The following is a 25,999-nucleotide window of genomic DNA, read 5'->3' as shown; positions in this document are numbered from 1 at the left end:
CCCCCCCCCCGCATGGCCGAATCGATAACGTCAGCAACAACCTCGCATGATTTCAAGATTATTCGAATACGATCTCTGGTTGGCTAACCAGCGATAGGAACCACAACGTTTTCTTCTTTTCGTTGAAAACCTTGCAGCAGACAGCTAGTGCCTCGGCTACGGTCCGAACACTACATTTACCGATACGCCAAGAAACGCGAGCCACACTGAAGCTTTGCATTTCGATAGCCGCTCGGAAGCGCCGCAGGAAATCGGCGCTCGACCTGATAGGCGCGACACCGCACTGCAGCGGCAGATGATTGACGTCATTCGGTCTGAATTCTGCCACGAGATCAAAGAAAAAGAGCATGACGCCGTCAAAGCATCATGCTCTCAGGTCTTTCAAGCCACGAAACGCGGTTGATCAGAACGGGATGTCGTCGTCGAGATCCCGCGAGAAGTTGCCGCCGCCACCACCGCCGCGGCTCGGCGATGAGGAGGGAGCCGGGGCGCCGTAATCGTCGCCATAATCGTTGCCGCCACCGGCACTGCCACGGCCGCCGCTCGCGCCGCCGCCTTCACCGCGGCCGTCGAGCATCGTCAGCGTCGAACCGAAACCCTGCAGCACCACTTCCGTGCTGTAGCGGTCCTGGCCCTGCTGGTCCTGCCACTTGCGGGTCTGCAGCTGGCCTTCGATATAGAGCTTGGCGCCCTTCTTCACATATTGTTCGACGACCTTGCAGAGGCCCTCGTTGAAGACGACAACAGTGTGCCATTCAGTCTTCTCGCGGCGCTCGCCGGAATTGCGATCGCGCCAGGTCTCCGAGGTCGCGATACGAAGATTGGCGATCGGCCGGCCATCCTGAGTGCGGCGGATTTCGGGATCTGCACCGACGTTTCCAATCAGAATTACCTTATTCACACTACCAGCCATGCTTCTCACCCTGCCTGCCGCCCTGCCCGGCGGCGTTTAATCGATCGGCGCACCTTAAACCATCACGGACCGCCGATGCGCATGGGCGGCATTTAATCCACATGTTTATCCATCAGAAAGCCGCATGCATCCATCAGGAATTTTGTTCTTTATTTGTTCTAGTTTATCCGTATGATCCTGTCAACAGAATCGAAAACCTTCAGCCCTTGTGGATATTCAGCCTCGACTCGCCCGTCGGCATCACTAAATAAGGGCTGTTATCCAGAAAACCAAAGCAGAGACGATGAGCGAACTGAAGACGATCTCCATCCGCGGCGCGCGCGAGCATAATCTCAAGAGCATCGATCTCGATCTGCCGCGTAACAAGCTGATCGTCATGACCGGGCTGTCGGGTTCGGGCAAATCCTCGCTCGCCTTCGACACGATCTATGCCGAGGGCCAGCGGCGCTATGTCGAGAGCCTGTCGGCCTATGCCCGGCAGTTCCTCGAAATGATGCAGAAGCCCGATGTCGACCAGATCGACGGGCTGTCGCCGGCAATCTCGATCGAGCAGAAGACCACCTCGCGCAATCCGCGCTCGACGGTCGGCACCGTCACCGAGATCTACGACTACATGCGCCTGCTCTTTGCCCGCGTCGGCGTTCCCTATTCGCCGGCGACCGGCCTGCCGATCGAAAGCCAGACCGTCAGCCAGATGGTCGACCGCATCCTCGATTTCGGCGAGGGCACCCGTCTTTATATCCTTGCGCCGCTCGTGCGCGGGCGCAAGGGCGAATACAAGAAGGAACTGGCGGAGCTCATGAAGAAGGGCTTCCAGCGCGTCAAGGTCGACGGGCAGTTCTACGAGATCGCCGAGGCGCCGGTGCTCGACAAGAAATATAAGCACGACATCGACGTGGTGGTCGACCGCATCGTCGTGCGCTCGGATGTCTCGGCGCGGCTGGCCGACAGTCTGGAGACCTGCCTGAAGCTCGCCGACGGGCTGGCGGTCGCCGAATTCGCCGACAAGCCGCTGCCGCCGGAAGAGACGTCGGCCGGCGGCTCGGCCAACAAGTCGCTGAACGAGACGCATGAACGCGTGCTGTTTTCGGAGAAGTTCGCCTGCCCGGTCTCCGGCTTCACCATTCCCGAAATCGAACCCAGGCTGTTCTCCTTCAACAATCCCTTCGGCGCCTGCCCGACCTGTGACGGCCTCGGCGCTCAGCAGAAGATCGATCCGGATCTGATCGTGCCCGAGCCCGAGCGGACGCTGCGCGACGGGGCGATCGCGCCCTGGGCGAAGTCGACCTCGCCCTATTACAACCAGACGCTGGAAGCGCTCGGCAAACATTACGGCTTCAAGCTCGGCACGCGCTGGAACGATCTTTCCGACGAGGCCAAGGACGTCATCCTCAACGGCACCAACGACAAGATCGAATTCCACTACGCCGACGGCGCCCGCTCCTATACGACGCAGAAGAATTTCGAAGGCATCATCACCAATCTCGAGCGGCGGTGGAAGGAGACCGATTCCGCCTGGGCGCGCGAAGACATCGAGCGCTTCATGTCGGCTGCCCCCTGCCCTTCCTGCAATGGCTTCCGCCTGAAGCCGGAGGCCTTGGCGGTGAAGATCGACACGCTGCATATCGGCGAAGTGACTGGTATGTCGATCCGCATCGCCCGCGACTGGTTCGAGACGCTGCCGGCAAGCTTCAATGCCAAGCAGAACGAGATCGCCGTGCGCATCCTCAAGGAAATCCGCGACCGGCTGCGTTTCCTCAACGATGTCGGCCTGGAATATCTCAGCCTGTCGCGCAATTCCGGCACCTTGTCGGGCGGCGAAAGCCAGCGCATCCGGCTTGCCTCGCAGATCGGCTCGGGGCTGACCGGCGTGCTCTACGTGCTCGATGAGCCGTCGATCGGCCTGCATCAGCGCGACAATGCCCGGCTGCTCGACACGCTGAAGCACCTGCGCGACATCGGCAACACCGTCATCGTCGTCGAACATGACGAGGATGCGATCATGACGGCCGACGACGTCGTCGATATCGGCCCGGCGGCCGGCATTCACGGCGGCCAGGTCATCGCCCATGGTACGCCGCAGGACATCATGGACAATCCGAACTCGCTGACCGGCAAATATCTCTCCGGCGAACTCGGCGTTCCCGTTCCCGACGAGCGCCGCAAGTCGAAGAAGGGCCGCGAGATCAAGGTGGTCGGCGCGCGCGGCAACAATCTGAAGAACGTCACTGCGTCGATCCCGCTCGGGGTGTTCACGGCGGTGACCGGCGTTTCCGGCGGCGGCAAATCCACCTTCCTGATCGAGACGCTCTATAAATCGGCCGCGCGCCGCGTCATGGGCGCGCGTGAAAACCCGGCCGATCACGACCGCATCGACGGCTTCGAGCATATCGACAAGGTGATCGATATCGACCAATCGCCAATCGGCCGTACGCCGCGCTCGAACCCGGCAACCTATACCGGCGCCTTCACGCCGATCCGCGACTGGTTCGCCGGCCTGCCGGAGGCCAAGGCCCGCGGCTACCAGCCGGGCCGTTTCTCCTTCAACGTCAAGGGCGGGCGCTGCGAGGCCTGCCAGGGCGACGGCGTCATCAAGATCGAGATGCACTTCCTGCCCGATGTCTACGTCACCTGCGACGTCTGCCACGGCAAGCGCTACAATCGCGAGACACTCAACGTCACCTTCAAACAGAGGTCGATCGCCGACGTGCTCGACATGACGGTGGAGGAAGGCGTCGATTTCTTCGCGGCGGTGCCTGCCGTGCGCGACAAGCTGCAAGCGCTGAAGGATGTCGGTCTCGGCTATATCAAGGTCGGCCAGCAGGCGAATACGCTCTCGGGCGGCGAGGCGCAGCGCGTCAAGCTTGCCAAGGAGCTGTCGAAACGCTCGACGGGGCGCACGCTCTACATTCTCGATGAACCCACGACCGGCCTGCATTTTCACGACGTCGCCAAGCTGCTCGAAATGCTGCACGAACTGGTCAACCAGGGCAATTCGGTGGTGGTGATCGAGCACAACCTCGAAGTCATCAAGACCGCCGACTGGGTGCTTGATTTCGGTCCTGAAGGCGGCGATGGCGGCGGCGAGATCGTCGCGACCGGCACGCCGGAAGCGATCGTCAAGGAGAAGCGGTCCTATACCGGACACTTCCTGAAGGAATTGCTGGAACGGCGGCCGGTGAAGAAGGCGGTTGCGGCGGAATGACAATGAGGCCAGCGTCGCCCGATGATCTGGAAACGATCGCGACGCTGACAACAGCCGCCTACCGGCCCTATAGCGAGCTCTTCGGCGCTCCGCCGATGCCGGTGACGGAGGATTATGCGCCGCGGATCGAACGCGGCGAGGTCTGGCTCTGCGAGATCGGCGGGCAAACGGCCGGCCTGGTGGTCGTCGAGCAACATTCCGGTCACCTCATGCTGTTCAGCATCGCGGTCTCGCCGGCCTTTCAGGGTGCCGGGCATGGGCTGGCGATGCTGCGTTGGCTGGAAGGCAAGGCGCGGGAACGAGCCGTGCAGGAGATTCGGCTCTACACCAATGCGCGGATGGAGCGGAACATCGCGCTCTATAGCGCCTTCGGGTTTCGGGAAACGGGTCGCCGACCGAGCCCTTATCGGCCAGGATGGACGCTCGTCGACATGGTGAAAGAGATCAATGCGGCCTGAGCGGCTGCGAATGGGGAGGACGACATGACGAAATCCGGCACTATCCGCACCGGCATCGGCGGCTGGACCTTCGAGCCCTGGCGCGGGCATTTCTTTCCCGAGAGCCTGAAACAGAAGGACGAGCTGAATTATGCCAGCCGCCAGTTGAAGGTCATCGAGGTCAACGGCACCTATTACAGCACGCAGAAGCCTGCGGTCTTCGCCAAATGGGCGGCTGACGTGCCCGACGGTTTCATCTTTTCGCTGAAGGCGACACGTTTCGTCACCAATCGGCGGGTGCTTGCCGAAGCCGGTGAATCGATGGAGCGGTTCCTATCATCGGGCATCAGCGAACTCGGCGATCATCTCGGGCCGCTGCTGTGGCAGTTCGCACCGACGAAGAGGTTCGATTCGGATGATTTCGAAGCCTTCCTGAAGCTGCTGCCGGCAAAACAGGATGGGTTGGCGCTCCGCCACGTGGTCGAGGTGCGGCACGATTCCTTCAAGGTGCCGGAGTTCGTGGCGCTGCTTTCGAAATACGGCGTGGCTCCGGTCTGCGCTGAACATTTCGAATATCCGATGATCGCCGACGTGACGGCCGATTTCGTCTATGCGCGGCTGCAGAAGGGCTCGGACGATATTCCGACCTGCTACCCGGAAAAGGACCTGAGGGCCTGGGCAAACCGGCTGGAGACATGGGCCGAGGGCAAGGTTCCTGATGACCTGCCGCTGATCGATGGAGATCGCAAGGTAAAGACCGAGCCGCGCGACGTCTTCGCCTTCATGATCCATGAGGGCAAGGTCAATGCGCCGCACGGGGCGATCGCCCTGCAGCAGGCGCTGGCGAAATAGGCCGGGCTGGATAGTCACAAAAGGATCGCAACATTGTGGGTATCACATCGTCGGTCACGCACTCCATGAGGGCATCATGATCGTGGTAACCTGGGAGCCCGCATGAGCGTTGCCGCATCCTATCTCTATCGCAACGGACGGCGGGTCGAGGCCATAGCTTTCGAGGCGGCCTCCATTCCGGCGACGGACAACGAATTCATCTGGATCGGGCTGCACAAGCCTAGCCGGGACGAGCTCCTGCTGCTGCAAGGCCGTTTTGGCCTTCACGAACTCTCGATCGCCGATGCGCTCAGCTCTTTGCAGATGCCGAAGCTCAGCGTTTATGACGACCAGTTGTTCGTCATCGCAAAGACGGCACAGCTCGAGGGGGACCATATCACCTACGGGGAAACCGCAATTTTCGTCGGCAAGCGCTATATCATCACCGTCCGCAATGGGTCGGAGCGCGGGCACGGAGAGCTGCGCGGCCGGCTAGAGACATCGCCGCAGACGCTCTGCCATGGCACCGACTACATTCTGCATGCCATTCTCGATTTCATTATCGACGGCTATCTTCCCATCGTGCGCACAATCGAGGATTCCGTTCTCGAGATGGAACGAAAAATGCTCGATGCGTTTCTCGACCGCAACCAGATCGCCCGCATTTTCAAGTTGCGCCGGGAAGTCATTCTGTTTCAGCGGGTGCTGGATGCGATGCTGGACCTTTGCGGCAAGCTCTACCATCTCGACCTGCCGTCGCTTGACAAGGAAGCGAAGCCCTATTTCCGCGATGCGCTTCAGCACATGCACCGTGTCGAGACGATGGTTGCAAGCTTGCGCGACGTGATCACATCGGTTTTCGAAGCGAGCAATCTGATTGAACAGCAAAGACAGGGCACAATCACAAGGCAGCTGGCGGCCTGGGCTGCCATTCTCGCCGTTCCGACGGCGATCGCCGGCATTTACGGCATGAATTTCGACAATATGCCCGAGCTGAAAACCAGCTACGGCTATTTTGTCGTTTTGGCAGTCATCGCTGTCATGTGCATCGCACTTTTCATCCGTTTCAAGCGCGCCCGCTGGATATGACGCCTTGCTCGTCGATGGGCCTCATTTCTTCCCGTCCGCCAACGCCTCTTTCCGGCGGCGCGGCAGGAGCGATTTGAGGTACCGCCATATCGGCGAGACAGCGTAGCCTGCGACCGGAATTGCGATCAAGCCGGCGACGATACCGACGATGCCCGCTCCTGCGGCCTCGACGATCCAGCGCAGCACGGATGCCAGAACGGGAATAGCATGCGCCGTCGCCTCGCCGGCATCATGGATCAGATGCGCAGGGCCGCCGATACCATAGGCTTCGAGGCCATGAACGATGATGCCGCCGCCGACCCAGATCATGGCGGCCGTTCCGACAATGCCGAGCACTTTCAGAAAATAAGGCATGCCTGTGACAAGCCCCTTTCCGATCGCACGCGAGAAGGCGCCCATCGCAGATGCCGTCCGCACACGTGCCAGCATCAGACCGAGATCATCAGCCTTCACGATAAGCGCCACGCCGCCATAGACCAAGACCGTGATGCCCAATCCAACAACGGCTAGGATGAGGGCCTGCGTGAACATGCTGCCAGACGGCACTGCGGCGAGCGTAATCGCCATGATTTCGGCCGACAGGATGAAATCCGTCTTGATGGCACCGGCGACCTTTTGGTCTTCTACCGATTTGGCATCGAGGCTTGTCGTCTCAAGTGCCGTTTCATGGGCGTGAGCTGCATGCGGCAGCACCAGTGCGTAGACTTTTTCCACACCCTCGTAGCAGAGATAAAGTCCGCCGATCATCAGCAGCGGTGTGATCGCCTGCGGTGCGACAAGGCTCAGGATCAGCGCCGCGGGAAGCAGGATCAGAAGCTTGTTCTTCAGCGAGCCAAGCGCGATCTTGCCGATGATCGGCAATTCGCGCGCTGCCGAAAATCCGGTGACGTAGCGGGGTGTGACTGCCGCATCATCAATGACGACGCCGGCCGCTTTCGCGCCTGCCTTGGCAGCCTGGCCGGCAATATCGTCGAGCGACGCCGCAGCCACCTTGGCCAAAGCCGCGATATCATCAAGAAGGGCGATCAGGCCAACACTCATTCGAGCCTCCGTCGGGAAGACAGACTTACGCAGTGAAAAACGGAAAACCCGTCAACGAAACGTGGCATCCTCCGGCGGGAAGATGCCACGCAAGGATCGCGACGACAATGGCCGTTATTCAGCCGGCATCGGGCTCAAGCCGCCCTCGTCCAGCGGAGGACGTGCCTGCCGTTCCCGTTTCTGCGAAACCCGCGACAGAACGCTCTGCCGGTTCACGGATTTGCGCTCCTCGTCGATGCGGCGGATCAGGATCTCCGCGCGCTCGACCGAGCCGAGAAGCGCCAGGATAGTGCCGCGTTCGGCTGCGCCGGCATTCGGGCCAAGTGCCAGTGTCTGTTCCCGCAGTTCGGTGACATTGGGAAGGCTGACATGGCCGGCCGGCATGGAGGGACGAACCACGCCATAGTCGGGCATGATATCCTGCAAAGAGGCATCGAGCTTGCTCAGTGCCAGATTGACGATCGCCAAAGCGGGTTCGCTGAATTTTTCACGCTTCACGCGCCGCGCGACCTGGTGCATCGATTCCGTCAACGCAGCAGTGAAATCCGCCTCCTCGATCAGGCTGGCGACCAGATCGAGTTGCTCGTAAGGCAGATCCTCCTTCATCAGCGATGCGGTATAATCGCGAATGTCACGGCTGAGGATATCGGTGGCAAGATAGTGTTCGCCCGGATCTGATGGCGCCGACTTGGCGGATCGGGCAATATCCAGGAACATTGCGCCGGCCTGCAGATGACGCGCGGTCTCCTGCTGGACGGCCGGAACGGCCCGCGCGAAGTCGCTTGTGAGCCTGCGATCGAGGAATTTCGGGGTCGAATAATCTTCCACATCCTCGGCGTCGATACGGCCGATGCGCGACAAGACACGTTCGAAGACGCTGACGAAGGGAAACAGCAGCGCCGTGTTGAAGACGTTGAAGAAGGTCGAATAGAGACCGACAGCGACCGGAACCAGCGGAAATGTCTCCTTGCCCTCGACCACGACCGGAACGCCGGGATCGCCGCCGAACCACTGCATCGCCCATGCCAGAACGTCGATCGAGACGAAGAACAAGGGCACAGTGATGCAGACGCCGATAATATTGAAGGACATATGGGCATAGGCAGCGCGTTTGGCGTTCTTCGACAGATTGAGCGAGGCAATCCAGGAGGTGATCGTGGTTCCGAGATCCGCACCCAGCGAGAAGGCAACCGCCGTCGTCCAGTCAAGGACACCGGCCGCTCCGAGCCCCATGACGATACCGATCGTCGCCGACGAGGAGTGGATCATCGCAGTGACGCCGGCGGCGATCAGCACGCATTTGATCAGGTTATAATAGGAGTCGGCGGTCAGCGTCGACAGAACGTCCATGACCTCCGGAATGTTGCGCAGCGGCCGAAGGCCGCCGGTCATCAAATTGAGACCGTAGAAAATCAGCGCGAAGCCCATGCAGGCAAGTGCGACGTTGCGGATTCGCTCGCTCTTGGCAAAGCAGTAGACCAGCGAAAAAACGCCCGCAAAGATCAGGCCAAGAGGACCGAGCGGCAAGGCGATCAGGCCGTTTCCGAGCGTCGTCCCGATGTTGGCACCCATGATGACGCTGATCGCCGGACGCAATCCGACAACGCCGGCATTGACGAGGCCGACGACCATGACCGTCATTGCCGTCGATGACTGGATGACACCGGTGATGAGCGTTCCCGCGATGACGCCCTTGATCGGCGTGCCTGCGGCTCTCGCGAGAAATGCGCGCATCTTGTTGACGGAGAGTGCCTGGATGCCGTTCGACATGAACTCCAGACCGAGCATGAATATCCCCAGCCCGCCGATAACAGGCACAAGAATATCCTTGAAAATGTCGATGTTCATTACGCCTTACCCCCTTGGCGCCAAAATGGCGCGCTTTCAACGACGCCCCCGCGTCTCACATGTCCGATTTCATACGGTCGGGGATGTCCCGACCGCGTATGCGCGCGAAGGAATTACTGGCTCGCGGATGCATCCTGCTTCAGCCAGTATTTGACGATCTGACTGACGAGCTGCGGCGGCAAAGGCACATAGCCCAGCACCTCGGCATCCTTGCTGCCTGTCTCGAACGCCAGACGGAAAAAATCATGCACGCGGCGATAGCGATTGGGCGCCTGTCCCGTCATTGGAACGACAGCATATGTCGCCCCGCTGATCGGATAGGCCGCCTCTCCCGGTTGATCCGTGAGCGACACCGAAAAATCTTTCGCTTCATCCCATGAGGCGGTGCTGGCCGCAGCCCGCACGCCATCCGGTCCCGGTTTTACGAACTGGCCGGATTTGTTCTGAACAGCGGCATAGGGCAGGTTTGCACGCTCGACCTGGCCAAAATCGGCATAGGCGATCGCCCCCTTCGTTGCCTGCACCGCGCGAATGAGATCCCCGGTTCCCTCGACACTGGTCCCCACCGGCCAGGCCATCAACGTATCCGCTCCATGTGTCGCCTTCCATTCCGGGCTTGCCGAGGACAGGAATTCGGTGAACATGAAGGTGGTGCCTGATCCGTCCTTGCGGGTAACCGGGCTGATTTTCTGATCGGGAAGGCTGATCTCCGGGTTGATCGCCTTGATGGCAGGATCGGCCCATGACTGGATCTTGCCAAGATAGATATTCGCAAGCAGCGGGCCAGTCAGGTTGATACGGCCCTTGTCGATACCGTCAAGGTTGACGGCAATCGCCACGCTGCCGAGCACGATCGGAAACTGCTGGCGGCCATGCTTTAAAAGCTCGTCGTGGGAGACAGGCACATCGGTCGCAGCGAAATCCAGCTCCGGCTGATCAAGGCGCATCAGACCTGCGAGCGAACCAACGAGCTCGTAGTCGACCGTCCAGTCGGGTGAGCTGAAGTCGCCGTCATCCATCCGCGCCTTCTCGTAGATTTCCGCCCACTTCGCGATGATGGGTGCCGCGAAAGTGGAGCCGGCGCCGCGAATGGGCTCGGCCCTGGCTGCAGGAGCGTTGAAGAGTGATGCCACAACTGCCGCAAGTCCGGCAAAGCCGGCGGCGGCGGTCGTCACTCTGTGGACTTGCCGAAAAAAACGTTCCATCGGCGCTTCCCCTCGCAACCGTTGACTGCGCACTTCGATCAGAATTCAAACCAGATCGGCTCAGGACCCGCTGTACGAACCCGTGGTCCAGCCGACAGGAATTCCTGCCACCACTAAGTATTTCCATTCATTAACATTTTAATGACAGTTTAGTTTTGCGGGTTTCTGATTCTCGCCGCAGGACATTCTTTGGTTGATCGATGTCGCTCTAAAAATTCCAAATAAAACCGTCACTCAACTGACACATCGGCAGCATTTACAATGGTAAAACAACGCAGCGCGCGCCACGGCCAGACCGACGGTGCGGATTGCTTCTGCGTTCGAGGTGAAAGAGGATGCGGCGGCGCTAAAGCGGCAATACCTCGGCTGCGAGTTCCTCCGCCGTCAGCCCTTTGCCGGCGCGTTGGCCGGCCTCTCCGTGCAGCCAGACGCCGGCAGCCGCGGCCTCGAAGGCTGGCAGGCCTTGGGCGAGCAAGCCGCCGATGATGCCGGCAAGCACGTCGCCGGAACCGGCGGTGGCAAGCCAGACGGGAGCGTTGGTATTGATGAGCGCACGCCCATCAGGCGCGGCGATGACGGTATCGGCCCCCTTGTAGATAATCGCGGCATTGGCGCGGCGGGCGGCGGCCACAGCCTTGTCCACCTTGCCGAGCCCATCGTCGCCGCCGATATCGGGAAAGAGCCGCGCGAATTCGCCCTCGTGCGGTGTCAGCACCAGACGCGGCTCCCCCCGGAAAAGATCAAACAGCTGTTGCGGATCGTCCTTGAACGAGGAGATGCCGTCGGCATCGAGCACCAGATGGCGATCGGCAAGGGCCGAGACGAAGCTGCGCGCTTTGGCGCTAATGCCGAAACCGGGGCCGAGGACGAAGGTCTGCAGCCGCTTGTCGGATAGCCAGTCGCCGAGGCCGGCCTCGTCGTCGATGGCATGTAGCATGACGGCGGTCAGATGCGCGGCATTGGCGGCCATCGCCGCGCGGGGGGCGGCGATCGTCACCAGGCCGGCGCCGGCCTTCAGGCCCGAGATCGCCGACATGCGCGCCGCACCCGTCTTGTCGGCCTCACCTGAGAAGACGACCAGATGACCGCGCTTGTATTTGTGGGTTTCCAGTTGCTCGGCCGGCAGCGCACCCTTCCAGGCATCCGGCGTGTTCTCGGCGATGACGCCGCTTGCCTCAGCCCTGACGATGCGGGCGGGGATACCGATGTCGAAGACCTCCAATTCACCGCAAAGCTCCCTGCCCGGCATCAGCAGATGGCCGGGCTTGCGAGTCATGAAGGTGATGGTGTTGCAGGCCCGGAAGGCGGCACCCAGCACCTTGCCGGTGCGACCATCAAGACCGGAGGGCAGATCGATGGCAAGCACGGGGATACCGGCCTCGGTGACGCGCTCGATCAGCGCGTGCACATCGGCCGACACCGCGCGGCCAAGCCCCGCCCCGAACAAGCCATCGATGACGACGTCGCCGGGTTCCGGCCGATAGAAATCAAGTTCCTGTCCCTTGAGCGCGCAGCCCATGCGGGCGCGGGCGGCATCACCCTTCAGCCGCATGGGATCGCCGAGGTGGAAGAGCGCCACCCTCGCCCCGCTCTGCTGCAGATGACGTGCGGCGACATAGGCGTCGCCGCCATTGTTGCCGGGTCCACAGAAGACGACGAAGCGCAATGCTCCGGGATGAAGGCGCAGCGCAGCGGCCGCGACCGCGGCACCTGCCCTCTCCATCAGGCCGAAGGAGTCGATGCCGCATGCGGCCGCAGCCGCGTCGACGGCGGCCATTTCGGCAGGCGTGAGAAGAAGATCGGACAGATGTTTGATCATCACGCTATTCAATCAAAAAACGCCTAAAAAACAACCGCCTGAAACACCAAAGAGAAGGACGCAATTTAGGCATTTGCCTATATTTTCATCCTCACGAGATGTGTATTCGCACTTGCGAAAATACATGAGTTTTTCGGTTTCGGATGTGATTTTGATCGGAGACAATGTTTTTCCAGCTGTTCCGCCACCAAAACCACATAGAATTCCCCGCAAACGCGCCGGTTTTGGCAGAATCGGCGCCTTTTTTCGATAAGATGGATTTCAAACTGGCACGATATCTGCATCATATCCGGCGAGCGGGAAAATTCCTGCCATAACAAGAGAAGCGGAGAGACATTTTCTCATGAAAAAGATCGAAGCGATCATTAAGCCTTTCAAGCTGGACGAAGTGAAGGAAGCCCTTCAGGAAGTTGGCCTGCAGGGTATCACGGTCACGGAAGCCAAGGGTTTCGGCCGTCAGAAGGGCCACACGGAACTCTACCGCGGAGCTGAATACGTCGTCGATTTCCTGCCGAAGGTCAAAGTCGAGGTCGTACTGGCCGACGAGAACGCGGAGGCCGTTATCGATGCGATCCGCAAGGCGGCGCAGACCGGCCGCATCGGCGATGGAAAGATCTTCGTCTCCAACGTCGAAGAGGTTATCCGCATCCGCACCGGCGAGACCGGCATCGATGCCATCTGACCACTTTGCCAATCGCGCAAAGTCCGTTACCGTCACCGCCGACCTACACCGTCATCGCAAATCGGAGGAAACTCATTAATGGCGACCGCAAGCGAAATTCTGAAGCAGATCAAGGAGAACGACGTAAAGTTCGTCGATCTGCGTTTCACCGACCCGAAGGGCAAGCTGCAGCATGTGACGATGGACGTTGTCTGCGTCGACGAAGACATGTTCGCTGACGGCGTGATGTTCGACGGCTCCTCGATCGGCGGCTGGAAGGCCATCAACGAGTCCGACATGGTGCTGATGCCCGATACCGAAACGGTGCATATGGACCCGTTTTTCGCCCAGTCGACCATGGTCATCGTCTGCGACATCCTCGATCCGGTCTCCGGCGAGGCCTATAACCGCGATCCGCGCGGCACCGCCAAGAAGGCCGAAGCCTACCTCAAGGCATCCGGCATCGGCGATACGGTCTTCGTCGGCCCCGAAGCCGAATTCTTCGTCTTCGACGACGTCAAGTACAAGGCCGATCCCTACAATACCGGCTTCAAGCTCGATTCGACCGAACTGCCGTCGAACGACGATACCGATTACGAGACCGGCAACCTCGGCCATCGCCCGCGCGTCAAGGGCGGCTATTTCCCGGTTCCCCCCGTCGACAGCGCCCAGGACATGCGTTCGGAAATGCTGACGGTGCTCTCCGAAATGGGCGTCGTCGTCGAAAAGCATCACCATGAAGTCGCCGCCGCCCAGCACGAACTCGGAATCAAGTTCGATACGCTGGTGCGCAACGCCGACAAGATGCAGATCTACAAATATGTCGTGCACCAGGTGGCCAACGCCTACGGCAAGACGGCGACCTTCATGCCGAAGCCGATCTTCGGCGACAACGGCTCGGGCATGCATGTGCACCAGTCGATCTGGAAGGGCGGCAAGCCGACCTTTGCCGGCGACGAATATGCCGGCCTTTCCGAGAGCTGCCTGTTCTACATCGGCGGCATCATCAAGCATGCCAAGGCGATCAACGCCTTCACCAATCCGTCGACGAACTCCTACAAGCGCCTCGTCCCGGGTTACGAAGCCCCTGTGCTGCTTGCCTATTCGGCCCGCAACCGTTCGGCTTCCTGCCGCATTCCGTTCGGCTCCAACCCGAAGGCCAAGCGCGTCGAAGTCCGCTTCCCGGATCCGACCGCCAATCCCTATCTCGCCTTTGCCGCCATGCTGATGGCCGGTCTCGACGGCATCAAGAACAAGATCCATCCCGGCAAGGCCATGGACAAGGACCTCTACGACCTGCCGCCGAAGGAATTGAAGAAGATCCCGACCGTCTGCGGCTCGTTGCGCGAAGCGCTCGAAAGCCTCGACAAGGACCGCAAGTTCCTGACAGCCGGCGGCGTCTTCGACGACGACCAGATCGATGCGTTCATCGAGCTGAAGATGGCTGAGGTAATGCGTTTCGAAATGACGCCGCATCCGGTCGAATACGACATGTACTATTCGGCCTGATCGGGCTCAGAACACAGAAAGTCCCGGCCCGCCGGGGCTTTCGCCTCCCAGGTCATGAACGGCAAATGGCGAGGATATGACGTTCATGTGACGAACGGCGTGCAAAATCTTGATTTGCGCGGCACCAATCACCAAATTTGGTGATGAAAGGAAGTCGTACCATGAAAGAAAGAGTAGCAAAGTTCAGTATCGGCGAAGTGGTTCGGCACAAGGTTTTTCCGTTTCGCGGCGTCATCTTCGACGTTGATCCGGAGTTCGCGAATACGGAGGAATGGTGGAATTCCATTCCCGCCGAGGTGCGCCCGAGCAGGGACCAGCCCTTCTATCACCTGCTCGCCGAGAATGACGAAAGCGAATATGTCGCCTACGTTTCCGAGCAGAACCTGATGAACGACGAAAGCGGCACGCCGCTTCGCAACCCACAGATCTACCAGATTTTCGATCAGGCCCCGTCAGGACAGTTCAAACCCAAGATGAGCTTCGCCCACTAAGTCACTCGTGCCGATCGTTGAATCAAGGCCTCGCTTCTCCCGGCGAGGCCTTTTCTTTGTGCAACAAAAAACCCGGCGCGAAGCCGGGTTTTGTTTCAAAGAAGGTGGCAGGATTACTGCGCCTTGGCTGCCTTCTGGGCATCTTCCAGCTTCTTGCGGGCTTCCTCGGCCTTCTTCTGCATGCTGTCCTGCAGGCTGCGCTGGCTTTCAGCGAGCTTGGATTCGGAAACCGGTTCGCCGTCATAAGCGCCGGTGAAGCCTTCAAGCGAAATCTTGATCGGGTTCGGGGCGCGGCGGAAGTTGATCGACGTGAAGATCACGTCGCTGCCCTTCTTGAGGCTGGCGATCATCGCGTCGGTCAGCGGAATTTCGGCGGTGCACTTGTCCGGCAGGCAGACGGCGTAGTCGAGCTTCTGGCCCTTGCCGCCATCGATCTGCATGATGACGCCGGGAGGAACGAGGCGTGCCGTGGGAACCGAGACCTGCAGGAGCTTGCGGTTGATCTTGCCGGAAACCGAGATCAGGCCGACGGCCGTGACGAGCTGACCGCCATTGGCGAGGATCAGGTTCTGGACAACACAGATGTCGTTGTCTTCCTGCTTGCTGCAGGTCTTGTACCAGCCGAGCTTCGGCGCTCCTGCGGCCTGTGCCGGGGCATCGGCCGGAGCCTGTGCCGCCGCATCCTGTGCGAAGGCGGAGACCGGAGCCGAAGCGCCGAACACCAATGCCAGAACGGACAGCGCTGCCCGCATTTTCTTTTCAGACTTGAACATCATAACGAATTCCGTCTCCTGATATCCGTTCGGGGCAGCGGTTTGCCGCCCCAACCATCGGGTCGTTCGGCACTCCACCTCTTAAAAAAATAAGGCAAATGCATGACCCCGAAACTTCGGGTTCACCTGTTACATCGCAGCGTTCAAGATATCCAGCATTTCTTTGGCAATTTGAGGTGCATTTCGTCGCGATGCCAAAGAAATCGCCGCTCCGTGTTGGAATCGGTCGACCCCATGATAATCTCCGCGGTGAATCATGCCCGTTTTCGCGGATCAAGGATTGCCGAATGCTCCGGATTGTCGTCCCCCTCGTTCTCTCGCTGCTGTGTGGCACTGTTGCCGCAGAGGCGTTGCACGGCATCGCGATGCACGGCGAGCCGGCCTTGCCGGCGGACTACAAACACTTCCCTTACGTCAATCCCGACGTGAAAAAGGGCGGCAAGATCACCTATGGCGTCGTCGGCACCTTCGACAGCCTCAACCCGTTCATCCTGAAGAGCATGCGCACGACGGCGCGCGGCATGTGGGATCCGGATTATGGCAATCTCGTCTACGAATCGCTGATGCAGCGCTCCAGGGACGAGCCCTTCACACTCTACGGCCTGCTTGCCGAAACGGTGGAATGGGACGATGATCGGAGCTTCATCCAGTTCAACCTCAATCCGAAGGCGAAATGGGCCGATGGCCAGTCGGTGACGCCCGAGGATGTGATGTTCACCTTCGAGCTGATGCGCGACAAGGGCCGCGTGCCCTTCGCCAACCGCCTCAACGTCGTCGCCAAGATGGAAAAGGTCGGCGAGCGCAGTGTGCGTTTCACCTTTAACGACAAGGCCGACCGTGAGACGCCGCTGATCTTCGGTCTTTTCCCGGTGCTGCCGAAACATGCGATCGATCCCGAGACTTTCGACCGTTCTTCGCTGATGCCGCCGGTCGGCTCCGGTCCCTACAAGGTGAAGACGGTGAAGCCCGGCGAGAGCATCACCTATGAGCGCGATCCGAACTACTGGGGCAAGGACATTCCCGCCAAGGTCGGCACCGACAATTACGACCAGATCACCGTCCAGTATTTCCTGCAGGATACGACGCTGTTCGAGGCCTTCAAGAAGGGCGATGTCGACATCTATCCCGACGGCAATCCCGGTCATTGGGCCAATGCCTATAATTTCCCCGCCGTCACCTCGGGGGCTGTGGTCAAGGACGTGTTCACACCGAAACTGCCGAGCGGCATGCTCGGCTTCGTGTTCAACACGCGCCGGCCGATCTTTGCCGATCCCAAGGTGCGCGAAGGCCTGTCGCTGGTGTTCGATTTCGAATGGGCGAACAAGAACCTTTATTCCGGCGCCTACAAACGCACCCAGAGCTTCTGGCAGAATTCCGAGCTGTCGAGTTTCGGGGTTCCCGCCAATGCCGCCGAGCTTGCCCTGCTCGGGCCGATCAAGGACAAGATCGCGCCGGAGATTCTCGACGGCACCTACAAGCTGCCGGTCACCGACGGCTCCGGCCGCGACCGCAATGTTCTGAAGCAGGCCGTCGAGCAATTGAAACAGGGCGGCTATACGATCCAGGGCGGCAAGATGCTCGATGGCTCCGGCCGCCAACTCGCCTTCGAGATCATGACGCAGAATGCCGACCAGGAGAAGCTAGCCGTCGCCTATCAGCGCTCGCTGCAGACGATCGGCATTGCCGCCTCGATCCGCACTGTCGACGATTCGCAGTACCAGAGCCGGACGAACAGCTTCGACTACGACATGATCATGAAGTCCTACACCTCCTCGCTATCGCCTGGAAACGAACAGCTTGGCCGCTGGTCTTCAGCCGCGAAGACCCGCGAGGGCAGCGACAGCTTCGCGGGCGCTGCCGACCCCGATCTCGATGCCTTGATCGATCACCTGCTCCGGGCGCGCTCGGCCGAGGATTTCACCGCGGCGGTGCGCTCCTACGACCGGCTGCTGCTGTCCAGCCATTACGTGCTGCCGCTCTATCATATGGGCCAGCAATGGGTGGCGCGCAGCAAACGCATCGGCCATCCCGACGCGGTGCCGCTCTATGGCTATCAGCTGCCGCTATGGTGGGATACGAGCGCCCAATAAGAGCAGCCGAACCGCCTCGGCTTAAATGTCTCCCTTGGAGACGCACAGAATAAGGAAAATCATCATGGAGCGTATCACCATCGACGTCGTCTCGGATGTCGTCTGCCCCTGGTGCTATCTCGGCAAGGCGCGGCTGGAACTCGCCATCGCCGAGGTGCAGGACCAAATCGGCGTCGACATCAACTGGCGGCCGTACCAGCTCAATCCCGACTATCCCAAGGAAGGCGTCGACCAGAAGAAGGCGCTGGCGGAAAAGCTCGGCGGCGAGGAGCGCGTGGCGCAGGCGCACAAGATGCTCAGCGATTACGGCCGCGAGGTCGGCATTGCCTTCAATTTCGAGGCGATCAAGATCGGCCCGAACACGCTCGATGCGCATCGGCTGATCCACTGGGCGATGATCGAAGGCCGCGAGAAGCAGGACAAGGTCGTTGCCGCGCTGTTCAAGGCGAATTTCGAGGAAGGCCACAATGTCGGGGACCATGCGGTGCTGCTCGATATCGCCGAAAAATCAGGCCTCGACCGCTCTGTCATCGCCTCGCTGCTTGCCTCCGATGCCGATAGCAACCTGATCGTCGCCGAGATCAAAGCGGCCCAGGAGATGGGCGTCAACGGCGTGCCGTTCTTCATCTTCGATCAGCAATACGCCGTCAGCGGCGCACAGACGCCTGACGTGCTGGCAAACGCGCTGCGCGATATCGCCAAGGCGAAGGCCGAGGCGCGGTCGGGCCTCAACTGAGGCTACCTATGCGAATCGAGATCGAACAGCAGCGGCAAAGCCGTCCGCGTGAGCCAACTATACCGTCTATATTTTCAAGCATGACTTGGAACGAAGCATGAGTGGCGCCAGAGCGAAGCCTAAAGGAATTTATATGCTTCATTCACAAGGGACTCACGGCTGGGAGTTCGCAAACTGGGATAGGCTACAGCCCGATGGTGAAGGCATCGGCCTCCATTTTCGTGAGAGCCCGTGGCCGGATAGCATGCTCGATTTGCCTCGCGGCCCGTGGCGAATACCGGACTATGCCGAAACGCCAAAGCTGATCTTTGATTCAAAGCGGAAAGTGCAAGACATTTATGCGGTAGAGTACTTCCTTTTCACCTCCGACAAAATGAAGAGCTTGCTTGAGGAGTTCGCTCCAAAGTCATGTGAATACTTGCTTTGCGAGACCGAGTTTTCGAACGGAAAACCCGGACCGAAAATCTGGCTGTGCAGCGTTGTCGATTCATACCGCAAGGCAGTGGATGTCGAGAATTCCCCCTTAATTCGCGTCACTCAATGGGGCGGCTATATGATATCGGGCGGAGCTGACTGGTGTTTTCTGCCTGCTGTCCTCAAGGACGCGCAGCTCTTCCGCTTGGTTGAGTATGCGGTGGCAATTTTTTGCGATCAATCGTTCAAGGACATATGCAAAGACAGGGGTATTAAAGGTACTTCTTTCCAACAAGTTGGCTTTTTACCGAAATAGTAAGAGACGTTTCGATGAGCAGCGCATTCCAACTTCGTTGTAGAGCGAAGCTGCAGGAATCTAGCCCGGAACCGGAACGCAGCGCACCTCGGTCTTCACCGAATTGGCGATGAAACATTCGTCGTGGGCGCGATGATGCAGGGCTTCGAGTTCGCTGAGTGAGGGCTGTTTTTCGCCGCTGAAGACGACATGCGGACGCAGCGTCACGACGGTCATGGCAAAGCGGCCCTCGGCATTCTTCTCCATGGTGCCCTCGGCGGCATCGGTGTAGCTGTCGACGCAAAGGCGCTGTTTGGCGGCGAGCGACAGGAACCAGAGCATGTGGCAGCTGGAGAGCGAGGCGACGAAAGCCTCTTCCGGATCAACGGCATCCTCGGCCGAATAGGGCAGCGGGACGACATGCGCGGACGAGGACGCCCTCACCTCGATGCCGCCGTCGAAGGTCCAGCGGTGAGCGCGGCTATAGCGGTTGTCGGTGAAGGTCTCACCGTTGCGCTGCCAGGCAATCGTTGCGCCGTATGTCGCCATCTCCATCTCCCTTTTCCACGCAATTCCGGACGCAAAACCGCGGTACACTTTTGCTGGAATTGCTCTATTTCGCGAACTCCGCCAGTTGCGTCATGATGACCGCCGCACCCTGCAGGCGTTTTTCCGGCGTCGGCAGGTCGCGGGTCAGGAACAGGCTGTGATCGGGGCGGATCTTCGCCATGGTACCCTGCTTGCCGATATAACCGACGAGGTTTGCCGGATTGGGGAATTCCTTGTTGCGGAACTGCACGACGACACCCTTCGGGCCGGCATCGAGCTTTTCGACATTGGCGGTGCGGCAGAGCGACTTGATGTAAACGATCTTCAAGAGATGCTGGACTTCGATCGGCATCGGCCCGAAGCGGTCGATCATCTCGGCGCCGAAGCCGTCGATCTCCTTGAGCTCTGTGATTTCGCCGAGACGGCGGTAGAGCGCCATGCGCAGGTGCAGGTCGGGAACGTAGCCTTCCGGGATCATCACCGTCGTGCCGACCGAGATCTGCGGTGACCAGCCGGTATCGTGGATCTCGTCGACACCCTTGACCTCGGCGACCGCCTCTTCCAGCATCTGCTGGTAAAGCTCGAAGCCGACCTCCTTGATATGGCCGGACTGCTCCTCGCCGAGCAGGTTTCCGGCGCCGCGAATATCGAGATCGTGGCTCGCCAGCTGGAAACCGGCGCCAAGCGTATCCAGCGACTGCAGCACCTTGAGACGACGCTCAGCGGTTGCCGTCAGCACCTTGTTGACCGGCAGGGTGAAGAGCGCGAAGGCGCGCACCTTCGAGCGGCCGACGCGGCCGCGCAGCTGATAGAGCTGGGCAAGGCCGAACATATCAGCACGGTGGACGATCAGCGTATTGGCCGTGGGCACGTCGAGGCCGGATTCGACAATGGTGGTCGACAACAGCACGTCGTAGCGGCCTTCATAAAAGGCGTTCATGATGTCTTCGAGTTCGCCGGCCGGCATCTGGCCATGGGCGACGGCGACCTTCAGCTCCGGCACATCCGACTGCAGGAAGGCATGCACGTCCTCGAGATCGGCAAGCCTGGGGCAGACATAGAAGCTCTGGCCGCCGCGATAATGCTCGCGCATCAGCGTCTCGCGGATCACCAGGCTGTCGAAGGGCGAGATGAAAGTGCGCACCGCCATGCGGTCGACCGGCGGCGTGGTGATCAGCGACAGTTCGCGCACGCCGGTCATGGCAAGCTGCAGCGTGCGCGGGATCGGTGTCGCCGACAGCGTCAGAACGTGCACGTCGCTTTTCAGCTCCTTCAGCCGCTCCTTGTGCTTGACGCCGAAATGCTGTTCCTCGTCGATGACGAGCAGGCCGAGATTGGCGAATTTGATGCCGGCGCCGAGCAGCGCATGGGTGCCGACGACGATATCGGTCTTGCCTTCCGCCACTTCCTTCTTGGTCAGCGCCAGCTCCTTGGCGCCCACGAGGCGCGAGGCCTGCTGGATGCGCACCGGCAAACCACGGAAGCGATCGGAAAAGGTCTTGAAATGCTGGCGGGAAAGCAGTGTCGTCGGCACGACGATGGCGACCTGGGCGCCGTTCATCGCGGCGACGAAGGCGGCGCGCAGCGCCACTTCCGTCTTGCCGAAACCGACGTCGCCGCAGACGAGGCGGTCCATCGGCCGGCCGGCGCCGAGGTCGGAGCGCACCGCCTCGATGGCGTTTTCCTGGTCCTCGGTCTCGTCATAGGGGAAGCGGGCGGCGAATTCGTCGTAGAGACCTTCCGGCGTCGTCAGCATCGGCGCATGGCGCGTCAGGCGCTCGGCGGCGATGCGGATCAGCGCATCGGCCATGTCGAGCAGGCGCTTCTTGAGCTTGGCCTTGCGCATCTGCCAGGCGCCGCCGCCGAGCTTGTCGAGCTGCGCTTCGGTCCCCTCGCCGCCATAGCGCGAAAGCAGATCGATGTTTTCGACCGGCAGGAACAGCTTGGCCTCGTCGGCATATTGCAGTTCGAGGCAGGCATGCGGGGCGCCTGCCGCCTCGATGGTCCTCAGCCCGATGAAGCGCCCGATGCCGTGTTCAGCGTGGACGACGATCGAGCCCTCGTCGAGGCCCGCGACTTCCGAGATGAAATCGGCTGCGCGCTTGCGACGCTTGGAGCGGCGCACCATGCGGTCGCCGAGGATGTCCTGCTCGCCGATGACGACGAGGTCACCGGCCTCGAAGCCGGCTTCGAGACTGAGCACGGCAGCCGCCGCCTCGCCTCTCGCCAGCGAACCGACATCCTTCAGCGCCTCGATCGACTTGACCTTTTCCAGGCCATGCTCGTTCAGCACCTGCAGCAGGCGTTCCAGCGAACCTTCGGTCCAGGCTGTGACGAGCACTTTCGCGCCGGCGGCGCGGCGGTCGGCAATATGCTTGACGACGACGTCGAAGATGTTGATGCGTTCGGCATCGCCGCCACCTTCGGCGTTCGAACGGGCCCAGCGCTGGCCCTGGCGGGCGTCGACATTGACGACCCGGCGCGCCTCGCCCTCATGCTCGTTGAAGGGGCTGATACGGATCGCGCCGAGTGCGTCGAGGGTTTTGACGAAAAGCTTGCTGTCGAGATAGAGCTGGCCCGGTGTCACCGGCTTGTAGGGCGTGCCCTGCGTCATCCCCTTGGCCGGCTGGCCGGAATTCAGGCGGGCGTCGTAATAGTCGAAAACGAGCTTGGAGCGCTCTTCGGCTGCTTCACGCACAGTATGGTCGATGACAATACGGAAGCCGCTCAAATAATCGAAGACGGTATCGAGCTTCTCGTAGAAAAGCGGCAGCCAGTGCTCCATGCCGGGGTAACGGCGGCCTTCGGAGACAGCGAGATAGAGCGCGTCGTCGCGTGTAGTCGCGCCGAAAGCGGAGAGGTAATTCTTGCGGAAGCGGCTGATCGTATCCGGGGTCAGCGTCACTTCGCTCATCGGGTTGAGATCGAGGGAGCGCACCTGCCCTGTCGTGCGCTGGCTGGCCGGATCGAAGCTGCGGATGCTCTCCAGCGTGTCGCCGAAGAAATCGAGGCGGACCGGCTCTTCGGAACCGGGCACGAAGACGTCGAGAATGCCGCCGCGCACGGCATATTCGCCGACCTCGCGAACGGTCGCGACGCGCTCGAAGCCATTGCGCTCCAGGCGACCGGCAAGATCGTCCATGCGCAGCTGGTTGCCGGGACGGGCCGAAAAAGTCAGGCTTTCGATGACATCCTGCGGCGCCACCTTCTGCAGCATGGCATTGGCGGTCACGAGCACGATTGCCGCATGCGGCTTCTTGCGATGGGCGATGAGGCCGCCGAGTGCCGCCAGCCGGCGGGCCGAGGTGTCGGCACTGGGCGAGACGCGGTCATAGGGCAGACAGTCCCAGGCCGGCAAGGTGAGAACCGGAATGTCGGGGGCGACGAAGCCCAGCATCTGCTCCAGATCGGCCATGCGGTGGCCGTCGGACATGACATAGGCGACCGGCTCTCCCGTTCGGGCGAGCTCGGCGAGCAGCAGCGTTTCAAGACCTGCTGGCACATTGCCGATCGTCAGCGGCTCGGCAATGGCCGCAAGCTTCTTCGCATCGAAACCAGGGATCATTCCGGCGTCCTGAGGGGCTTGTCAAAATCGGGCTTGTAGGCGGCGATGCGGGCAAACATCGGTGTCTGGAAACGCTCAGGCACCGGCCATGTTCCCATGACCCAGCGAACGAGATCATTGTCCTCTTCCGCCATGATCGTCTCGAACTCGTCGAGCTCGGCTTCCGACAGCCTGGCGATCTCAGATTCGGCGAACTGGCCGAAGACCAGATCCATTTCGCGGATGCCGCGATGCCAGCAGCGGAAAAGGATCCGGCGGCGGCGCGGGTCGAGACCGGCACTGGTGAGCGTGACACCTGTCATGGCATACCTTCCTGTTGATGCGCCTCTATAGACCCTGGAAAGCGCCTTGTCAGCCTTGCCAAGGCCGCATTGTTCATCGCATTTTGGCCGCATGCGCCCCGCCATTCTCGATCCTCTGTTTTCCCCTATTTCGGGCCTTCCGGGCGTCGGCCCGAAGATCGCCGACCTGCTGGTCAAGCTGCTCGGGCGCGAGACGCTGGAAGATTGCCGGGTCATCGACCTGCTCTTCCACGCGCCCTTCTCGCTGATCGACCGGCGCAACCAGCCAGGCATCGCCCGCGCGCCGCAAGGCGCGATCGTGACGATCACGGCGCGCGTCGACCGCCATCAGGTGCCGCCGGGCGGCAAAAGCAATATCCCCTACCGCGTCTTCCTGCATGACGAGACCGGCGAACTGACGCTGGTCTTCTTCCGCGGACAGGCGGCGTGGCTGGAAAAGCAGCTGCCTGTTGACGCGGAGGTGACGGTCAGCGGCAAGATCGACTGGTTCAACGGCCGCGCCTCGATGGTGCATCCCGACTATATCGTCAGGGCCGACGAGGCGGAGAGCCTGCCGCTCGTCGAGCCAATCTATCCGCTGACGGCGGGGCTTTCGCCGAAGACGCTCCGCAAGATCATCGACGCCGGCCTGCCGCGTTTTCCCGAACTGCCGGAATGGATCGACCTGGCGCTGACGGAGAAGCAAGGCCTGCCGTCGATCCGCGACAGTTTCCACATGCTGCATGAGCCGCGCGATCCCAGCGATATCGACCCGCAGGCCCCTGCCCGGCGGCGGCTTGCCTATGACGAGTTCCTCGCCGGCCAGCTGTCGCTGAGCCTGGTGCGGCAGAGGCTGCGCAAGGTGGCGGGCCAGCCGGTGCATGCCACCGGCGCCATCAGCGGCAAGATCCTGAAGACCTTGCCCTTCTCGCTTACCGGCAGCCAGAACGAGGCGATCGCCGAGGTTTTGAAGGATATGGCCGGCAACGAGCGCATGCTGCGGCTGCTGCAAGGCGATGTCGGTTCCGGCAAGACGCTGGTGGCACTGATGGCGATGGCGGCGGTGATCGAGAGCGGCGGCCAGGCCGTGCTGATGGCGCCGACCGAAATCCTGGCGCGGCAGCACCACGCGACGATTTCGAAATTCGCTGCTTCCGCCGGGCTCAGCATCGAGGTGCTGACCGGGCGCACAAAGGGGCGCGAAAGGGAGGAGATCCTGGAGCGCATCGCCTCGGGTGCTGCCCAGATTATCATCGGCACGCATGCGCTGTTCCAGGACAGCGTCGCCTACGCCAATCTGATGCTTGCCGTCGTCGACGAGCAGCACCGTTTCGGTGTGCATCAGCGCCTGCGGCTGACCGCCAAGGGCCTCTCGCCGCATATGCTGGTCATGACGGCGACGCCGATCCCGCGCACCCTGGTGCTCGCCGCCTTCGGCGACATGGACGTCTCCAAGCTCACCGAGAAACCGGCCGGCCGCAAACCGATCCAGACGATCACCGTGCCGATGGAACGGACCGGCGAAATCGTCGGCCGGCTGCAAAGCGCAATCGCCGAGGGCAAGAAGGCCTACTGGATCTGCCCGCTGGTCGAGGAGTCCGAGGAACTCGACCTGATGTCGGCCGAGGAGCGGCATGCGACGCTGGTCTCAGCACTCGGTCCGGGCATCGGCCTCATCCACGGCCGCATGAGCGGACCGGAGAAGGACGCGGCGATGATGGCGTTCAAGAACGGCGAGACCCGGCTGCTCGTCGCCACGACCGTCGTCGAGGTCGGCGTCGACGTGCCGGATGCGACGATCATGGTGATCGAACATGCCGAACGCTTCGGCCTGGCGCAATTGCATCAGCTGCGCGGCCGCGTCGGGCGTGGCGACGAGGCATCGACCTGCATCCTGCTCTATAAGGGGCCGCTCGGCGAGACCGGCCATGCCAGGCTTTCGATCATGCGGGAGACGGAAGACGGTTTCCGCATTGCCGAGGAGGATCTGAAGCTGCGCGGCGAAGGCGAATTGCTCGGCACAAGGCAATCCGGCACGCCGGGCTTTCGCATCGCCAGCCTCGAGGCGCATGCCGACCTGCTGGAGATCGCCCGCAAGGATGCCGCTTACCTCATCGAGCGGGATCCGGAGCTGACCAGCGAAAGGGGAGCGGCGATCCGCACCCTGCTCTATCTCTTCCGCCGCGACGAGGCGATCCGTTTTCTTAGAGCGGGTTAAAGCGCACCGAGGCGCGCTTTAAGTCTTTG

The 25,999-nt window shown here is 61.0% G+C and carries 20 protein-coding genes; 11 read left to right on the top strand and 9 right to left on the bottom strand.

Going from position 1 to position 25,999, the window contains the following annotated elements:
• Nucleotides 1–403 precede the first annotated feature (403 nt).
• A complete protein-coding gene (locus HX899_RS29015) occupies nt 404–913 on the bottom strand; it encodes a single-stranded DNA-binding protein (protein WP_018494638.1) in 510 nt (169 codons plus the stop codon).
• Nucleotides 914–1,196: 283 nt separating this feature from the next.
• Between HX899_RS29015 and uvrA the strand changes: the two genes are divergently transcribed.
• The 4 genes from uvrA (at nt 1,197) to HX899_RS28995 (ending at nt 6,475) form a co-directional block, all read left to right on the top strand.
• Nucleotides 1,197–4,118 carry an excinuclease ABC subunit UvrA gene (uvrA, locus tag HX899_RS29010; RefSeq protein WP_181293990.1) on the top strand — a complete coding sequence of 974 codons (2,922 nt, stop codon included), beginning with the start codon at nt 1,197–1,199 and terminating at the stop codon, nt 4,116–4,118.
• Complete coding sequence (locus tag HX899_RS29005; protein ID WP_181293989.1) at nt 4,115–4,576, top strand: GNAT family N-acetyltransferase; 462 nt, start codon at nt 4,115–4,117, stop codon at nt 4,574–4,576. Before uvrA ends, HX899_RS29005 begins: the two co-directional genes overlap by 4 nt.
• 24 nt (nt 4,577–4,600) lie before the next feature.
• Entirely contained in the window at nt 4,601–5,407 is an 807-nt protein-coding gene (locus tag HX899_RS29000) for a DUF72 domain-containing protein (RefSeq protein WP_171598785.1), read from the top strand.
• A 102-nt stretch (nt 5,408–5,509) separates the two neighbouring features.
• The gene (locus HX899_RS28995; RefSeq protein ID WP_138329487.1) at nt 5,510–6,475 is read left to right on the top strand and encodes a magnesium and cobalt transport protein CorA; all 966 of its coding nucleotides are present in this window, start codon (nt 5,510–5,512) and stop codon (nt 6,473–6,475) included.
• A 21-nt stretch (nt 6,476–6,496) separates the two neighbouring features.
• Here HX899_RS28995 and HX899_RS28990 read toward each other — a convergent pair whose 3' ends face one another.
• The 4 genes from HX899_RS28990 to HX899_RS28975 form a co-directional block, all read right to left on the bottom strand.
• Nucleotides 6,497–7,516: a DUF808 domain-containing protein gene (locus tag HX899_RS28990; RefSeq protein ID WP_181293988.1), complete on the bottom strand. Its 1,020-nt coding sequence runs from the start codon at nt 7,514–7,516 to the stop codon at nt 6,497–6,499.
• Between the two features lie 114 nt (nt 7,517–7,630).
• Complete coding sequence (locus HX899_RS28985; protein ID WP_029875192.1) at nt 7,631–9,364, bottom strand: Na/Pi cotransporter family protein; 1,734 nt, start codon at nt 9,362–9,364, stop codon at nt 7,631–7,633.
• Nucleotides 9,365–9,477: 113 nt separating this feature from the next.
• Entirely contained in the window at nt 9,478–10,569 is a 1,092-nt protein-coding gene (pstS, locus tag HX899_RS28980; protein WP_181293987.1) for a phosphate ABC transporter substrate-binding protein PstS, read from the bottom strand.
• A 346-nt stretch (nt 10,570–10,915) separates the two neighbouring features.
• Complete coding sequence (locus HX899_RS28975) at nt 10,916–12,388, bottom strand: NAD(P)H-hydrate dehydratase (RefSeq protein WP_181293986.1); 1,473 nt, start codon at nt 12,386–12,388, stop codon at nt 10,916–10,918.
• Between the two features lie 343 nt (nt 12,389–12,731).
• Here HX899_RS28975 and HX899_RS28970 point away from each other — a divergent pair, with 343 nt between their 5' ends.
• From HX899_RS28970 to hspQ, 3 genes are all read left to right on the top strand, one after another.
• Nucleotides 12,732–13,070: a P-II family nitrogen regulator gene (locus HX899_RS28970; protein ID WP_003539626.1), complete on the top strand. Its 339-nt coding sequence runs from the start codon at nt 12,732–12,734 to the stop codon at nt 13,068–13,070.
• A 78-nt stretch (nt 13,071–13,148) separates the two neighbouring features.
• Nucleotides 13,149–14,558, top strand: a complete 1,410-nt coding sequence (glnA, locus tag HX899_RS28965) for a type I glutamate--ammonia ligase (protein WP_011651961.1) — start codon at nt 13,149–13,151, stop codon at nt 14,556–14,558.
• Nucleotides 14,559–14,719: 161 nt separating this feature from the next.
• Nucleotides 14,720–15,049 (top strand): heat shock protein HspQ, encoded by a 330-nt coding sequence (gene hspQ / locus HX899_RS28960; protein ID WP_003539613.1) that lies wholly within the window; start codon nt 14,720–14,722, stop codon nt 15,047–15,049.
• A gap of 113 nt (nt 15,050–15,162) precedes the next feature.
• On the opposite strand, the gene HX899_RS28955 is transcribed toward hspQ, so the two are convergent.
• Nucleotides 15,163–15,825 carry an invasion associated locus B family protein gene (locus HX899_RS28955; protein ID WP_181293985.1) on the bottom strand — a complete coding sequence of 221 codons (663 nt, stop codon included), beginning with the start codon at nt 15,823–15,825 and terminating at the stop codon, nt 15,163–15,165.
• A gap of 284 nt (nt 15,826–16,109) precedes the next feature.
• Here HX899_RS28955 and HX899_RS28950 point away from each other — a divergent pair, with 284 nt between their 5' ends.
• The 3 genes from HX899_RS28950 to HX899_RS28940 all read left to right on the top strand — a co-directional run bounded on the left by HX899_RS28950 (nt 16,110) and on the right by HX899_RS28940 (nt 19,378).
• Entirely contained in the window at nt 16,110–17,912 is a 1,803-nt protein-coding gene (locus HX899_RS28950; RefSeq protein WP_181293984.1) for an extracellular solute-binding protein, read from the top strand.
• A gap of 64 nt (nt 17,913–17,976) precedes the next feature.
• Entirely contained in the window at nt 17,977–18,648 is a 672-nt protein-coding gene (locus tag HX899_RS28945) for a DsbA family oxidoreductase (RefSeq protein ID WP_064648034.1), read from the top strand.
• A 97-nt stretch (nt 18,649–18,745) separates the two neighbouring features.
• Nucleotides 18,746–19,378 (top strand): imm11 family protein, encoded by a 633-nt coding sequence (locus HX899_RS28940; protein ID WP_181293983.1) that lies wholly within the window; start codon nt 18,746–18,748, stop codon nt 19,376–19,378.
• Nucleotides 19,379–19,438: 60 nt separating this feature from the next.
• On the opposite strand, the gene HX899_RS28935 is transcribed toward HX899_RS28940, so the two are convergent.
• The 3 genes from HX899_RS28935 to HX899_RS28925 form a co-directional block, all read right to left on the bottom strand.
• The gene (locus HX899_RS28935) at nt 19,439–19,906 is read right to left on the bottom strand and encodes an OsmC family protein (RefSeq protein ID WP_181293982.1); all 468 of its coding nucleotides are present in this window, start codon (nt 19,904–19,906) and stop codon (nt 19,439–19,441) included.
• Nucleotides 19,907–19,970: 64 nt separating this feature from the next.
• The gene (gene mfd / locus HX899_RS28930; RefSeq protein ID WP_181293981.1) at nt 19,971–23,471 is read right to left on the bottom strand and encodes a transcription-repair coupling factor; all 3,501 of its coding nucleotides are present in this window, start codon (nt 23,469–23,471) and stop codon (nt 19,971–19,973) included.
• Nucleotides 23,468–23,773, bottom strand: a complete 306-nt coding sequence (locus tag HX899_RS28925) for a succinate dehydrogenase assembly factor 2 (protein WP_181293980.1) — start codon at nt 23,771–23,773, stop codon at nt 23,468–23,470. Before HX899_RS28925 ends, mfd begins: the two co-directional genes overlap by 4 nt.
• Before the next feature lie 91 nt (nt 23,774–23,864).
• Between HX899_RS28925 and recG the strand changes: the two genes are divergently transcribed.
• The gene (gene recG, locus HX899_RS28920; RefSeq protein ID WP_181293979.1) at nt 23,865–25,970 is read left to right on the top strand and encodes an ATP-dependent DNA helicase RecG; all 2,106 of its coding nucleotides are present in this window, start codon (nt 23,865–23,867) and stop codon (nt 25,968–25,970) included.
• Nucleotides 25,971–25,999: the final 29 nt, after the last annotated feature.

It is taken from the genome of Rhizobium sp. WYCCWR 11146 (assembly GCF_013591995.1).
Lineage (GTDB): Bacteria > Pseudomonadota > Alphaproteobacteria > Rhizobiales > Rhizobiaceae > Rhizobium > Rhizobium indicum.
Note: the sequence above shows the minus strand (reverse complement) of the source record. Positions and strands in the feature narration are given on the sequence as shown.